This window comes from Micromonospora peucetia (assembly GCF_900091625.1).
In the GTDB taxonomy this organism is placed as follows: domain Bacteria; phylum Actinomycetota; class Actinomycetes; order Mycobacteriales; family Micromonosporaceae; genus Micromonospora; species Micromonospora peucetia.
Window position 1 is genome coordinate 3,151,601 of record NZ_FMIC01000002.1, and the last position, 13,050, is coordinate 3,164,650.

Genomic DNA, 13,050 nt, shown 5'->3' on the forward strand with positions numbered 1-13,050 from the left:
CCCCCGCCCGTCGTCCGTCCGGGTCAGGAGACGTCACGCCGCCGGGTGATCAGGATGCCGGTGACCCCGCTCACCACCGCGTAGCCGATCAGCACGAGCGCGCCGACCCACCACGCGGGGGTGAAGTCCGTCTGGCCCTCGCTGACCATGACCGTCGAGGCGACGGCCGGCCAGATCACCTGCCACTTGATCACGGCCTGGCTGTCCAGCAGGTTCGCCAGCAGCATGAACAGCAGCCCCACCACCTGCGTGCCGACCAGGTAGAGCACCGCGGCGGTGATCACCGCGCCGAGCTGGTTGGTGATCAGCGTGCCGATGCCCACGCCGAGGACCGTCCAGATGGCGTACGCCAGCAGGTTGAGCAGCAGCGCCCGCTGCACGGCCCACTCGCCGAGCAGGGCGCCGTGGCCGTTGGCCGACAGGAACACCGAACCGGCGATCAGGTCGATCACCGTGGTCACCAGCCAGAACCCGAAGCCCAGCAGGCTGGCCGCGATGAGCTTGCTGACGATGACCGACGTACGCCGTGGCGTGGCCAGGAACGTCGTGGTCGCCGTCTGGTGGAAGAACTCGTTGGTGACCATCAGGATGCCGATCAGCATCACGAACATCAGGCCCAGGTACTGCCCGGAGGTGTAGAGGTTCGCCGCCTGCGCCGCCGCGGACGCCTGGTCGCCGGTGAGGCCCAGGTCCTCGCCCTTGCCATTCAACGTCTCGTTGGCGACCCAGGCGTTGAACGCGAAGGCCAGCACGATCGACAGAAACGCGGCGATGGCCAGCCACCACCACGCGCTGGTGGTACGGATCTTGAGCAGCTCGGATCGGACGAGATTCATCGGATGCCCGCCTTTCCGGCCGTCAGCTCCAGGAAGACCCGTTCCAGATCGGGCCGTTCCGTGGTCAGTTCGTGCAGTTCGACGCCGGCCGTCAGGGCGACCCGGCCCACGGTCGGGGCGTCCACCCCGCCCACCAGCAGGACGCCGTGCTCGTCGACGTCGACGCTGGCCGGCCCCTCCTTGAGGGCGGCGGTCAGCGCGTCGGCCTGCGGGGTACGCACCCGTACCCGGATGCCCTGCGCCATCGAGCCGATCACCTGCTCGACCGTGCCCTGCCGGACCAGTTGCCCGGCGGCGATGATCACCACGTCGTCGGCGAGGAGCTGCATCTCCGACAGCAGGTGGCTGGAGACCAGCACCGTGCGGCCCTCGTGGGCGAGGTTCTTGAGGAACCCGCGCATCCACCGGATGCCCTCCGGGTCGAGCCCGTTGGCGGGCTCGTCGAGCATCAGCACCTGGGGGTTGCCGAGCATCGCGGCGGCGATGCCGAGCCGCTGCTTCATGCCGAGCGAGTAGCCCTTGAACTTGCGCTTCGCCGCCGGGGTGAGCCCGACCTGCGCCAGCGCCTCGTCGGCCCGCTCCTTCGGCAGCCCGGCCGCCGCGCAGATCACCCGCAGGTGGTTGATGCCGGTGCGGCCCTTGTGCGCGCTGGACGCCTCCAGCACGGCGCCGACCTGCCGTAGCGGGTCGGTCAGGTCGGCGTAGCGCCGTCCGCTGATGGTCGCCGTCCCCTCGGTCGGCGTGACCAGGTTCAGCAGCATCCGCAGCGTGGTGGTCTTGCCGGCGCCGTTGGGGCCGAGGAAGCCGGTCACCCGCCCCGGTTCGACGGTGAACGACAGGTTGTTGACGGCCCGGAGGTTCTTGTACTGCTTCGTCAGGCCGGACACCACGATCTGACCGTCACCGGTGGGGCTTCTCTGCCCGTCAGTCATTGCTCTCCTTCGTGCGGTGGCGTCGGGGTACGCCGTGACACAGCGTGGCGGGCGGGCGCAACCAGGTCAATCAGGCGCGCTTCCTAGATCGACCTCCGCCTCAGGCAGGAGGCCCTCATCCCCAGGGACGATTATCGGGCTTCGTCCGCCACCGCGATCCAGGTTGCCCGGGCCGAGGCCAGGAGGGTGCCGTCGGGGGCGTACAGGCTGGTGTGCACGAGCGCCTTGCGTCCCTCGCCGCCGACCATGACGCCGGTCACCACGCACTCGTCGCCCGGCTCCGGCAGCGCCGCGACCACCGCCGCGATCCGGCCGAGGACGTACGGGCGGCCGGGAGCGATCACCGCCCAGCCCCCGGGACAGTCCAGCGCGGCCCAGACGGTGGGCATCGTGACCGACCCGGGCACCCGGAACGGCGCGGCGGTGCGGCCGTCCGGCAGCCGCCCGGGAAAGATCCGCAGCCCGTCGACCCGGTCCGGGCCGCAGACGTAGCAGCCGGGGAAGGGGTGGTCGACCAGCCCGGCGTACGCCGCCGAGGCGGCCCGCGCGGCCGGCAGGTCCACCGGCGGCACCACCGCGTGGGGGTCCTCCGTGGGGCGGACCTGGGCGACGACCAGGCCCGCCGGGTCGCGGACCTCTCCGTCGACGAGAGTGAGCGGGATCTCCAGCGGGGGCGGGCGCCGCAGGGTCACCTCGACCGGCCCCGGGGCGCCGGACCCGACGGCGAAGACGCCGGCGCTCCAGCCGCCGTTGCCCGAACCGGGCGGCCCGTTGAAACGCGACTCGATGATCATCAGATACCTCCGGCGACGACGCCCGGCCCCGTCGCCGGCACGCCCCGGGCAGCCTCGCACGCTGTCAGCCCGTCGCCGGTACGGGCCGGGCAGCCTCGGACGCTGTCGGCCCGTCGCCGGCACGGGCCGGGCAGCCTCGGACGCTGTCGGCCCGTCGCCGGCACGGGCCGGGCACCTCAGGGCCGCCGTCGGCGGACCAGTGACCGAAGGAGCCGGACCCACGGCGTCCAGCGGTTCGGGGTCGGCACCGCCACTCCCAGGTGGCGGGCCGCCGTGTCCAGACTGTCTTCGATGAGGGCGTCGTGCAGCGGGCGGTAGACCACCGGCCAGCTCAACCACGCCGGCCACCGCGTGGTCATGACGAGTGAGTGACGCAGCAGGCAGCGTTCGTCGGTGTCTGGCAGGACCTCGTACTCGTGGTAGCCGTGGAAGCCGGCCGGCGCGGAGAACTCGAACCGGATCCGGGTCCCCGGCTGGTAGGCGACGACGGTGTAGCCGATCGGCCCGTGTCCGCCGCGGGCGCCGACGTCGAGTGGGCGGTCGAACCGCATGGCTGGCCACTGCTCGCGCGGCCACAACCGGTCTTCCGGGGTGGCCAGGGAGTCGATCAACGCGCCGACCGCTGCGCAAGGTGCCGCGAGCTGCCGCTCGTGGATGTTGCGGACCATTACTCTCCTAGAGAGCATTCGCTAGTTGAAGTAGTGGGTAGTCTCTACTTCATGCCGCAGCCGGTCAAGCACTCGACGGACGTGATGCTCGACGCCGTACGTGCTCTGGTGCTCTCGGGCGGGCCGGCCGCCGCTTCCGCCCGTGCCGTCTGCCTGGCCACCGGTGCATCCAGCGGTTCGGTCTACCACCGCTTCCCCCGTCGCGACGACCTCGTCGCCGCCGCCTGGCTGCGTGCGCAGGACCGCTTCCTCCGCGGCTACCTGGATGCCCTCGCGCCCGCCGACGCGCAGGCCGGCGTCCGCGCCGCGGTGGCCGTCCTGACCTGGTGTCGTACCGACCCTGAGGACGCGGCCCTCCTGCTGCGCCACGCACTGCGCGACCTGCTGCGCGGCGACACCTCACCCGCGCTCGCCCAGCAGGCGCAGACTCACCACCGCGCCCTCGGCGACGCCCTCACCACGGTGGCCCACGCCACCGGGCACCGCCTGACCGACGTCGTGCTGGCCCTCGTCGACCTGCCATACGCGGTCGCCCGCCGCGCCATGCGCGACCACGGAACTCCCGGCGACGAGGACATCGCCGCCGTACGGCGAGCCGTCACCCTGCTGCTGCCCGCCACCCCGGACTCCTCGCCGTGCCCCTCGTCATGACCCGTGGGCCCGCGCGATCGGCGCCGGTCGCACCGCGACAGGGCCGGACCGAGGCATCGTTGCAAGGCGGCCCACCAGTCGGCGCCCGGCGTCCTCGCGGTCCCGGGTCACTGTGATGGCTGTGCCCAGCACCTCCCTGCCGGCCAGCCCGACTCGCGAGGCGGCCCGGCGTCGGCTCCGCTCACTCGTCGGGTGGGAACTGCTGAACGTTCCCCTCCAGGCGTGGCTTTGGTTCCGGGTGGTGGGCGTGCCGCTGACGGCGGTGAATCTCGCCGGCTTCGGGGCGTTCGCGGCCCTGCTCGTGGTGGGCGCGGCGTACTGGGCGCTCAAGCTCCGGCAACTGCGCCGCAGGGAGCCGCGCCTCCCCGGCCGGCGCCACTTCGCCACCGCGCGCGCCGCCCTACCGATCCTGCTGGCCGCCGTGGTCACCGCATGCGCCGTGGCCGTGGTGCGGGCACCCGGCGCGCAGTCGTACCCAGGGTTGGCCTTCGGCATCTTCGCCGCGCTCGAGTACGTCAACTACTTCCACGTCCAGCTCATGCACGACAACTGGGCCGACCTGCGACGCCTGGCCACGGTGGGATTCCGGCGCTCACATCTCGCCCGGGACCTGCGCATAACCCGCTGAAACGAGCGCCGCGCCGCGCCCGCCCCCGCCCGCGCTCGCCCGCGCCCGCCCCCGCGCGCTCTCGGCTCGGCGATCTTGCACTTTATGCCCGGGCGTATCCGACATAAAGGTTGGATCGGGGGCCGAAAGTGCAAGATCGCGGCTGGTGGAGTGCGGGAGTGCGGGAGTGCGGGAGTGCGGGAGTGCGGGAGTGTGCGTCGGGGGTGCATGGTGTGGGTGTCGAGTTGCTTCGCCTTCCGTCCCGCCAGCGTCTTCATCCGCCCGATCATGTTCTGGGTCATCCGGGTTCTCGACTGGGTCACCTGCGGCGGGTGGCTGTGGATCGAGGGACACGAACTGGATGCGAAGGGCTGTGACGTCCCGGCGTTCGCTCTTCGTGTGACCCGCCGGGCTGTGCTGGATGGCCCAGCCCTCGGTGGGCAGGAGGCCGCGACGTCAGCCGACGCGCAGCAGGCGCTGTCGATCTATCTCGCCGGCCTGTTGTGCGAGGCGATGCGCGATCTCTGCCACCTCAACGCGCACGACGGGTCCCAGCCCTCGCCACCTGTTCGACCGTTTTCGTGGCCTGGGGCCCGTACCGCCGGCCGATTGTGGAACCGCCGACGTGAAGGTGTCCGCGCTACCGCTTGTCGTATCGCGATGTATCGCGTTAGTGTGCTGTCATCCGACGCGCCGGTGATGGCGGCGCGTCGTCGGAGGGAGGGCCCGATGGCCGACTGGACCGTGCACGCGCCGCAGCGGATCACGCTGGACGAGGGGGTCACCCGACTCGATGTCCACCTGATCACCGGCCGGCTCAACGTGGTGGCCACCGACGGCCCCGCCCGGGTCGACATCACCCGGGTCGGGCGCCGGCCGGTCCTGGTGGAGCACCGCGACGGCCGGCTCTCCGTACGCCAGCAGCGGCGCTGGCGGCTCTCGGACCACGTCTTCTGGCTGGGGCCGCTGTCCCGACTGCCCCGGGTCGACGTCTCTCTCGCGGTCCCCGCCGACGTGCTGGCCGACCTGGAGCTCGTGCAGGGCTCGCTGGTCGCGTCGGGCCTGTGCGGCGAGACCCGGGTGGAGATGACCGCCGGCCAGATCACCCTGATGGGGTTGCGCGGCCGGACGTCGGCGAAGATCACGGCGGGTCCGGTCGAGGCGCTCGGTGTGGCCGGCGACCTCCACCTGGAAACGGTCTCGGGCGAGGTTATCCTCGCCGACAGCGCGGCCGGGCAGGTCCGCGCGCAGACCGTCTCCGGTGCCATCACCTGTGACCTGGACAATCCACGGCGCAGCGACATCCGGCTCAGCACGACCTCCGGCAGCATCACCGTCCGGGTCCGCGTGGACAGCGACCTGGCCGTCCGCCTGCACACCACGTCGGGCCGGATCACCAGTGGCTTCCCCCAGGTGCGGGGCAACGCCCGGCCGGGAGTCGTGATGGACAGCGAGGGTGTGCTCGGCACGGGTGAAGGTAGGCTCTCCGCGTCCGCCACGTCGGGCAGCATCGCGCTGCTCGCCCGTCCGGTGGGTGACGACGACGAGGAGCTGCCGTGACCGCCGTGTTCAGTCACGGGCGGCTCCGGCTCTACCTGCTCAAGCTTCTCGACGACGGCCCGAAGCACGGCTACGAGCTGATCCGCCTGCTGGAGGACCGCTTTCTCGGCCTCTATGCGCCCAGCGCCGGCACCATCTACCCCCGGTTGCAGCGGCTGGAGGCCGACGGGCTGGTAACCCACACCGCCGCCGGTGGCCGCAAGGTCTATGAGATGACCGAGGCGGGCCGCGCCGAGCTGCGGCAGCGGGCCGGCGAGCTGACCGCCCTGGAGTCGGACATCGCCGCCTCCGTGGAGGATCTGTCCGCGCTGGCCGGAGAGATCCAGAGCGAGGTACGCGGCTCGGTCCGCGACCTGAAGCGGGAGCTGCGCGAGGCGGCCCGACAGACCCGCCGTCCCCGCTGGGCGGCCCCCGGATTCGGCCCCATGCCCGCCCCCGGTCCGACACCCGATCCCTCGCCCGGCCCGTCGCCGTCGCAGCCCGCCCCCGGCCTGACGCCCGGCTTCGCCCCCGGCTCTTCGCCGGCAACCGGCCTGTCGTCGGTGCCTGGGGCGTCGTCCATGCCCGGATCGACGGCGCTCGCCGAGTTCGACCAGCGGCTGGCTGCCTTCGCTGTCGAGGTGGGCGCCCTGGTGCGGGCCCGCCGGCTGAGCGATTCGCAGTTGCGTACCGCCGTCCGGCTGCTCGACGGCGCGCTGGACGGCCTGCGCCGACTGCTGCGCTGAGCCCGACAGCCCTCTCACAGGTTATTTCCAGCAAGTGCCCAGCGCGGACGCAGCGAGAGCGCGGAAGATGGGCGGCATGGCCGCTACCCAGACCGAGGCGCGACTGCTCGTCGTCGAGGACGACCCCAACATCCTCGAACTGCTCTCCGCGAGCCTACGCTTCGCGGGCTTCGACGTGGCCACCGCGACGAGCGGCAGCGCCGCCCTCACCGCCGCCAAGGACCACCGGCCCGACCTCGTGGTGCTTGACGTGATGCTGCCCGACCTGAACGGCTTCGAGGTCATCCGGATGTTGCGCGAGGGCGGCACCCGTACGCCGGTGGTCTTCCTCACCGCCCGGGACGCCACCGACGACAAGATCCGCGGGCTCACCCTGGGCGGGGACGACTACGTCACCAAGCCGTTCAGCCTGGAGGAGTTGACCGCCCGGATCCGGGCGGTGCTGCGGCGCACCAGCAGTGGCGAGCAGGCCCCCTCCCGGCTGACCTTCGCCGACCTGGAGCTGGACGAGGAGACCCACGAGGTGCACCGGGCCGGTCAACGGGTGCAGCTCTCGCCGACCGAGTTCAAGCTGCTGCGCTATCTGATGCTGAACGCCAACCGGGTGCTCTCCAAGGCGCAGATCCTCGACCACGTGTGGAACTACGACTTCCGGGGCGACGACAACATCGTCGAGTCCTACATCTCCTACCTGCGCCGCAAGGTGGACAACACCCAGCCCCGGCTGATCCACACGCTGCGTGGAGTCGGCTACGTGCTGCGCAAGCCGGCGGCGTGAACTCGCTCGACCAGGGGAAGGCGCGACTGCGCGGCGTCCCGCTCCGGGTCAAGCTGGTCGCTTCCGTCCTCGCCCTGGTCACCGGAGCGCTGGTGGTGATCAGCGCGTCGACCACCTTCTTCCTCCGCAGCTACCTTGAGGGCCAGGTCGACGATGACCTCCGGCTGGCCGAGAGCACCCTGTCCCGGGCGGTCGACCTGGTCCTGCAGGGCAAGACGACCCAGGTCGGTCTGCCCAGCGAGTTCATCGTGCTGGCGGTCGACGTCAACGGCGTGCCCAGGGATGACTACTTCAACCCGACAATCCGCCCGGAGGACCTGCCGCCGTGGCCGACGACCGAGCAGGGCTTCGCGGACCTGATCGGCGACCCTTTCACCGTCCGTTCCCGCGACGGCCACAGCCGTTGGCGGATGCTCTACACCCAGCTGCCGAACGGCCAGATGGGTGCGGTGGGACTGCACCTCACCGACGTGGACCTGGCCGTCAAGCGCCTGGTCTGGATCGACGTGCTCGCTGGCACCGCCGTGCTGATCCTGCTCGCCTCCATCGGGGCGGCGATCGTCCGGACCAGCCTGAAACCGCTGGTGGAGATAGAGCGTACGGCCGCCGCCATCGCCGGTGGCGACCTCACCCGGCGGGTGCCCGACCCGGAGGAGGGGCAACCTGTTCCGACCTCGGAGCTGGGCCGGCTCTCCCGGGCACTGAACGCGATGCTGACGCAGATCGAGGCGGCCTTCACCGCGCGGGCCTCCTCGGAGACCGCCGCCCGGTACGCCGAGGCTGCCGCCCGGGACGCGGCCGGGTCGGCGCGGGCCTCCGAGGCGCGGGCGCGCCGTTCGGAGGAACGGATGCGGCAGTTCGTGGCGGACGCCTCGCACGAGCTGCGGACGCCGCTGACCACGATCCGGGGCTTCGCCGAGCTCTACCGGCAGGGCGCGGCGAGCGCGCCGGAGCAGACCGCCGACCTGCTGCGCCGGATCGAGCAGGAGGCGGCCCGGATGGGGCTGTTGGTGGAGGACCTGCTGCTGCTGGCCCGGCTGGACCGGGAACGACCGCTGTCCCTCGCGCCGGTGGAGTTGCCCGTGCTGGCCAGTGAGGCGGTCGAGGCCGCCCGGGTGGTGGCGCCGGAACGCCGGATCGAGCTGGAGATCAGGCCCGGCTCCGGCCCACTGGTGGTCTACGGCGACGACGCCCGGCTGCGTCAGGTGATCGGCAACCTGATGACGAACGCCCTCACGCACACCCCGCCGGACGCCTCGGTGACCCTGCGGCTGCGCGCCGAGCCGGGGAACCTGGCCGTGGCGGAGGTGGCGGACACCGGACCCGGTCTCACCCCCGACCAGGCGGAACGGGTGTTCGAGCGTTTCTACCGGGTGGACGCGGCGCGTACCCGGCGGGCCGGCGGCAACACCGGCACCGGGCTCGGGCTGGCCATCGTCGCGGCGCTGGTGCGTGCCCACCACGGCACCGTCGAGGTGGCCGAGACCCCCGGCGGGGGAGCGACCTTCCGGGTGCGACTGCCGCTCGTGCCCGACGACAACGGTGATGGCGAGTGACTTTCAGCCAACATTCAGGTGCGTTCCAGGCAGATCGCAGTGGTACGCGTCAAAGTGGTGGCATGACCGAGCACGAGTCCGACCCGCAGCGCCGGCCGGCCCACACCGACGCCGAGCCGTCGCACCCCACCGCCGAGCTGCCGCGCGTCGAGCGCGCGCAGTCCGACTCCGACCCGATCGCCCCGCCCGCCGGCGACTCCGCTCCCACGGTGGGCTTCACCGCCCCCGCCACCGACGGCCCCGCCCCGACCGCTCCCTTCGCTGGCGAGGCCGCCCCGACCGTTCCCTTCGCCGGTGGCTCCGCCCCGACCGCTCCGATCGCCGGTGAGGCCGTCCCGGTGCGCGACGAGGTGCCCCGTACCGCGGAGTCGGGCCCCGCTGCCGACGGCGCCCTCGGTGCCGCCGAGTCCGCCCGCGCGCCCGAGGGCGGCGGCACGTCCGCCCAGCCCACCCCGCCGGGTCCCTTCGCGCCCGCCCCGGCGGCGCCGCAGTACCCGGTCTCCGGCCAGTCCCAGCCCGGCTACCCGCAGGCCGCCGGCCACTCCGGTTACCCGCAGGCCGCCGGCCAGGGTGGTTATCCGCAGATCGCCGGCCAGCCCGGTGCACCCTGGTACGGCCAGCAGTCCGGCTGGAGCGGCGGGGGCCAGCCGGGACAGCCGTACGGCCACCAGCCGCAGCACCCGGGCCAGCCGCAGCACCCGGGCCAGCCGCAGCACCCGGGCCAGCCGGGGCCGCCGTGGGCGGCCCCGCAGGAGACGGGCCCCCGGCCGGGCCGGATCGCCAAGTTCGCCGGCGCCGGCGTCGCGGTGTTCGCGCTGATGCTCGGCTCGGGCGTCGCCGGCGGGGCGCTCGCCCTCGCCCTCGACGGCGACTCGGGCATCACCCGCACCTACTCGGCCGCGCCGGTCATCAACAGCGCCGACCTGCCCCGGATCGCCGCCTCCGTGCAGCCCAGCGTCGTCTCGATCGGCACCGACAACGGCGAGGGCTCCGGCGTGATCCTCACCGCCGACGGCTTCGTGCTCACCAACAACCACGTGGTCGCCTCCGCCACGGAGGGCCGCGTGGTGGTGACCTTCGCCGACGGGAAGACCGCCCAGGCCAAGATCGTCGGCACCGACCCGAAGACCGACCTGGCGGTGGTGAAGGCCAACGGCGTCAGCGACCTGAAGGCCGCCACCTTCGGCGACAGCGACGCCATGCAGGTCGGCGACCAGGTGCTGGCCCTCGGCAGCCCGCTGGGCCTACAGGGCTCGGTCACCGCCGGCATCCTCAGCGCCCGGGACCGCACCATCCAGGCGGGCAGCAACGAGCAGCGGCAGGAGTCCAACCAGGGGGCCAGCTCGATCGCCGGGCTGCTCCAGACCGACGCGCCGATCAACCCGGGCAACTCCGGCGGCGCCCTGGTCAACACCCGGGGCGAGGTGATCGGCATCAACACCGCCATCGCCACCGCCGGGCAGGGCAGCAGCGGCAACATCGGCGTCGGCTTCGCGATCCCCAGCAACAAGGCCAAGGACGTGGCCGGCAAGCTCCAGCGGGGCGAGAAGGTCAGCCACCCGTCGCTCGGGGTCAGCGTGACCGCAGCCGAGGGCGGCGGGGCACTGGTCGCCGCCGTCACCCCGGGCAGCCCCGCCGAGAAGGCCGGGTTGCAGCGTGGCGACGTGATCACCCGGTTCGGCGACAAGGCGGTCAACGATTCGGACGACCTGGTCGGCGCGGTGCAGGCCGGCAAGGTCGGCGACCGGGTCGGGGTGACCTACAAGCGCAACGGCACCGAATCCAAGGCAACCGTGACGCTCGCCGAGACGTCGTAACCGGTAACCGAAGACATTCCTCCTCCCTCCGGCGGCGGGTGGCGGGGCCAAGGGGGTTGGCTCCGTCACCCGCCGCTCCCTCTTGACGGCGGTTCACCCGGTGCGGGTGAACCGCCGTCACCCGTCGCGCCGGCACCGTCGGAGAGGCAGGACCCGGCGAGGCGTACGGAGGGGTGCGATGACCACGGCAGCGGCCGTCCGGACGGACGGGCGGATCCAGCAGGACGTGCTCGACGAGCTGGCCTGGGACGCCCAGGTGCAGCCGAACGAGATCGGGGTGACCGTCGCCGAGGGCGTGGTGACCCTGACCGGCTGGGTGGACGGGTACGCGCGGAAGTGGGCGGCGCAACGCTGCGCGCAGCGCGTACGGGGGGTGCGGGCGGTCGCCGACGACGTCGAGGTGCGCCTGCCCGGCGAGGCGGGGCGTACGGACGCCGAGATCGCGATCGCGGCGAGCCGGGCGCTGGAGTGGGACAGCTTCGTCCCCGCCGAGCGGCTGGACGTCACCGTGGCCAACGGTTGGGTGATGCTGCGTGGCGAGGTGGAGTTCGGCTGGCAGCGGCGTACCGCCGAACGGGAGCTGCGCCGGCTGCGGGGCGTACGCGGCGTGACCAACCTGGTCGAGGTGCGGCCCGCCGCCAGTCCCGACGCCGAGCGGGCCCGGCGTGACCTCCAACGGGCGTTGGGGCGCGGAATCGGCACGGAACGGGTGACCGTCGAGCTGGACGGGGACACGGTCGTGCTGACCGGGGTGGTCCGGTCCTGGTGGGAGCGGGACGAGGCGGAACGGGTGGCCTGGTCCGCCGAGGGGGTGCGGGCGGTGCGGGACCGCCTCCTCGTGGGCGGATGACCGCCCCGGGCGTCCGGTTTGGTGATGCCGCCGGCGGGAAACCGTGGCCGATCCCGCCGAGCAGCGGGGGCCGGTCGCGGTGCGACGGGCCCGCTGACCGATCCACAGCAGTGACCGACGGGGAGGAACCGTGGCCGTGAACCACCTGTCGCCCGACCGACCGGCGGAGCCGCCGTTGCGGATCGCGATGGTGGTGCCGCCATGGCTGTCGGTGCCGCCGCCCGGCTACGGCGGGCTGGAACACGTGGTGACCGGCCTGGTGGACGGGCTGGTGGACAGGGGTCACGCGGTGACCGTCTTCGGGGCGGGCCGGGAACACGGGACCGGTGCCGCGTTCGTCTCCACGGTGCCCGAGCTCCAGTTCGAACGGCTCGGCGAGGCGCTGCCCGAGCTGGCCCACCTGGCCCGGGTCAACCACCGGGTCCACGCCGGCGACTTCGACGTCGTCCACGACCACACCACCATCGGCCCGCTGATCGCCGGTCACCGGGCGGTGCCCACCCTGGCCACCGTGCACGGCAACCCCGTCGGCGAGTACGGCGACGTGCTCAGCGAGACCGACCGGGGCGTCGGGCTGGTGGCCGTCTCGCACGCCCAGCGCCGGCTCAACCCGGGGCTACCCTGGGCCGGCACGGTGCACAACGCGTTGGACGTCCGGGGCATCCCGCACAAGACCGCACCCGGGCAGGGGCCGGTGCTCTGGCTGGCCCGCTTCAGCCCTGACAAGGGGCCGGACGTCGCCATCCGGGCGTGCCGGGCCGCCGGTTTGCCGCTGGTGCTGGCCGGCAAGTGCAACGAGCCCGCCGAGCATCGCTACTACGACGAGGTGGTCCGGCCCATGCTCGGCGAGGACGTCCGGGTGGTGCTCGACGCCGACCGGACCGAGGCGCTGCGGCTGCTGATCGAGACCCGGTGCCTGATCATGCCGATCCAGTGGGAGGAACCGTTCGGCATGGTGATGGTGGAGGCGATGGCCACCGGGACTCCGGTGGTGGCGCTGAACCGGGGTGCCGTGCCGGAACTCGTCCGGCCCGGAACGACCGGCCTGATCTGCGAGCACGTGGACGAGCTGCCGGGGGCGTTGCGCGCGGCGGCCGGCCTCGATTCGGCGGCCTGCGTCGCGCACGTGAGGGAGAACTTCTCCACCGAACGGATGGCCGCCGGCTACGAGGCGGTGTACCGCCGCTTCACGGCGGGGACGCCCCAGTCCGCCGCAGCCCGGGAACCGGCCCGAATCCCGGCCCGCTGAGCGCCGCCGGTCAGACCCGCGCGGTCC

The 13,050-nt window shown here is 72.8% G+C and carries 13 protein-coding genes; 9 read left to right on the top strand and 4 right to left on the bottom strand.

The window, feature by feature from the left end; genetic code table 11:
- Positions 1-23: 23 nt before the first annotated feature.
- From GA0070608_RS14835 to GA0070608_RS14850, 4 genes are all read right to left on the bottom strand, one after another.
- The gene (locus tag GA0070608_RS14835) at positions 24-836 is read right to left on the bottom strand and encodes an ABC transporter permease (protein ID WP_091628302.1); all 813 of its coding nucleotides are present in this window, start codon (positions 834-836) and stop codon (positions 24-26) included.
- Positions 833-1,768 (bottom strand): ABC transporter ATP-binding protein, encoded by a 936-nt coding sequence (locus tag GA0070608_RS14840; protein ID WP_091628304.1) that lies wholly within the window; start codon positions 1,766-1,768, stop codon positions 833-835. Before GA0070608_RS14840 ends, GA0070608_RS14835 begins: the two co-directional genes overlap by 4 nt.
- A gap of 131 nt (positions 1,769-1,899) precedes the next feature.
- Positions 1,900-2,562, bottom strand: coding sequence for a hypothetical protein (locus GA0070608_RS14845; RefSeq protein ID WP_091628306.1), 663 nt, complete (start codon positions 2,560-2,562; stop codon positions 1,900-1,902).
- A gap of 176 nt (positions 2,563-2,738) precedes the next feature.
- The gene (locus GA0070608_RS14850; protein ID WP_176733726.1) at positions 2,739-3,230 is read right to left on the bottom strand and encodes an SRPBCC family protein; all 492 of its coding nucleotides are present in this window, start codon (positions 3,228-3,230) and stop codon (positions 2,739-2,741) included.
- Between the two features lie 51 nt (positions 3,231-3,281).
- On the opposite strand from GA0070608_RS14850, the gene GA0070608_RS14855 reads away from it, so the two are divergent.
- The 9 genes from GA0070608_RS14855 (at position 3,282) to GA0070608_RS14895 (ending at position 13,023) form a co-directional block, all read left to right on the top strand.
- On the top strand, positions 3,282-3,881 hold the full coding sequence (locus tag GA0070608_RS14855; protein WP_091628309.1) for a TetR family transcriptional regulator: 600 nt from the start codon (positions 3,282-3,284) through the stop codon (positions 3,879-3,881).
- Between the two features lie 121 nt (positions 3,882-4,002).
- Positions 4,003-4,509, top strand: coding sequence for a hypothetical protein (locus GA0070608_RS14860; protein WP_245715791.1), 507 nt, complete (start codon positions 4,003-4,005; stop codon positions 4,507-4,509).
- Between the two features lie 708 nt (positions 4,510-5,217).
- Positions 5,218-6,048, top strand: a complete 831-nt coding sequence (locus tag GA0070608_RS14865; protein WP_091628312.1) for a DUF4097 family beta strand repeat-containing protein — start codon at positions 5,218-5,220, stop codon at positions 6,046-6,048.
- Entirely contained in the window at positions 6,045-6,773 is a 729-nt protein-coding gene (locus GA0070608_RS14870) for a PadR family transcriptional regulator (protein ID WP_091628315.1), read from the top strand. Before GA0070608_RS14865 ends, GA0070608_RS14870 begins: the two co-directional genes overlap by 4 nt.
- A 76-nt stretch (positions 6,774-6,849) precedes the next feature.
- A complete protein-coding gene (locus tag GA0070608_RS14875; protein ID WP_091628318.1) occupies positions 6,850-7,551 on the top strand; it encodes a response regulator transcription factor in 702 nt (233 codons plus the stop codon).
- Entirely contained in the window at positions 7,548-9,107 is a 1,560-nt protein-coding gene (locus GA0070608_RS14880) for a HAMP domain-containing sensor histidine kinase (protein WP_091628321.1), read from the top strand. The genes GA0070608_RS14875 and GA0070608_RS14880 overlap by 4 nt, the downstream gene beginning before the upstream one ends.
- 62 nt (positions 9,108-9,169) lie before the next feature.
- Entirely contained in the window at positions 9,170-10,924 is a 1,755-nt protein-coding gene (locus GA0070608_RS14885) for a S1C family serine protease (RefSeq protein WP_091628323.1), read from the top strand.
- Positions 10,925-11,102: 178 nt separating this feature from the next.
- On the top strand, positions 11,103-11,774 hold the full coding sequence (locus GA0070608_RS14890) for a BON domain-containing protein (protein ID WP_091628326.1): 672 nt from the start codon (positions 11,103-11,105) through the stop codon (positions 11,772-11,774).
- Between the two features lie 187 nt (positions 11,775-11,961).
- The gene (locus GA0070608_RS14895) at positions 11,962-13,023 is read left to right on the top strand and encodes a glycosyltransferase family 4 protein (RefSeq protein WP_091635116.1); all 1,062 of its coding nucleotides are present in this window, start codon (positions 11,962-11,964) and stop codon (positions 13,021-13,023) included.
- Positions 13,024-13,050 lie beyond the last annotated feature (27 nt).

Excerpts from the sequence above, each read along its gene's own strand:
- GA0070608_RS14890 (WP_091628326.1), top strand. The coding sequence starts at position 11,103 with ATGACCACGGCAGCGGCCGTCCGGACGGACGGGCGGATCCAGCAGGAC.
- GA0070608_RS14845 (WP_091628306.1), bottom strand. The coding sequence starts at position 2,562 with ATGATCATCGAGTCGCGTTTCAACGGGCCGCCCGGTTCGGGCAACGGC.
- GA0070608_RS14850 (WP_176733726.1), bottom strand. The coding sequence starts at position 3,230 with ATGGTCCGCAACATCCACGAGCGGCAGCTCGCGGCACCTTGCGCAGCG.
- GA0070608_RS14875 (WP_091628318.1), top strand. The coding sequence starts at position 6,850 with ATGGCCGCTACCCAGACCGAGGCGCGACTGCTCGTCGTCGAGGACGAC.
- GA0070608_RS14840 (WP_091628304.1), bottom strand. The coding sequence starts at position 1,768 with ATGACTGACGGGCAGAGAAGCCCCACCGGTGACGGTCAGATCGTGGTG.
- GA0070608_RS14885 (WP_091628323.1), top strand. The coding sequence starts at position 9,170 with ATGACCGAGCACGAGTCCGACCCGCAGCGCCGGCCGGCCCACACCGAC.
- GA0070608_RS14855 (WP_091628309.1), top strand. The coding sequence starts at position 3,282 with ATGCCGCAGCCGGTCAAGCACTCGACGGACGTGATGCTCGACGCCGTA.
- GA0070608_RS14895 (WP_091635116.1), top strand. The coding sequence starts at position 11,962 with ATGGTGGTGCCGCCATGGCTGTCGGTGCCGCCGCCCGGCTACGGCGGG.
- GA0070608_RS14865 (WP_091628312.1), top strand. The coding sequence starts at position 5,218 with ATGGCCGACTGGACCGTGCACGCGCCGCAGCGGATCACGCTGGACGAG.
- GA0070608_RS14835 (WP_091628302.1), bottom strand. The coding sequence starts at position 836 with ATGAATCTCGTCCGATCCGAGCTGCTCAAGATCCGTACCACCAGCGCG.